The organism is Roseibacillus ishigakijimensis, from assembly GCF_016595415.1.
GTDB classification, from domain to species: domain Bacteria; phylum Verrucomicrobiota; class Verrucomicrobiia; order Verrucomicrobiales; family Akkermansiaceae; genus Roseibacillus; species Roseibacillus ishigakijimensis.
Genome location: NZ_JAENIO010000178.1, coordinates 1 through 344, shown reverse-complemented (window position 1 = coordinate 344; position 344 = coordinate 1). Strand labels below are relative to the sequence as shown.

The following is a 344-nucleotide window of genomic DNA, read 5'->3' as shown; positions in this document are numbered from 1 at the left end:
CACTTGCGCTCATTTTGTGATATCAATCTGAGCTTGCGGGCATTGGCGACAATCACCCGGTGCCCGCGGCCTTCCAGATAGCGACTCAGCCACGGGCTGTGGGCTCCCACTTCCATCGCGATGAGGGCGGTGGGATATTGGCTGGAAAGAAGCGCGAGAGCCTCCCGCTCGTTGCGGATGGAGAATTCGCGAATGACGTCACCGGACTCATCGAGGACACAGATGTGATGATTGCGATCGCCGAGGTCGATACCGATAGTGTGAAGATGTGGAGTATTCATAGGGCAGCTATTTTACCAAAGGGCTCAAGAGCCCCGGCTGCCTTCTCATCTACTCTTTATAGG

The 344-nt window shown here is 55.5% G+C and carries 1 protein-coding gene; it reads right to left on the bottom strand.

Annotation, left to right across the window (positions count from 1 at the left end):
- Window positions 1–281 (bottom strand): IS110 family transposase (locus JIN78_RS17070; RefSeq protein WP_200393201.1); only part of this gene is annotated, 281 nt, incomplete at its 3' end.
- Window positions 282–344 lie beyond the last annotated feature (63 nt).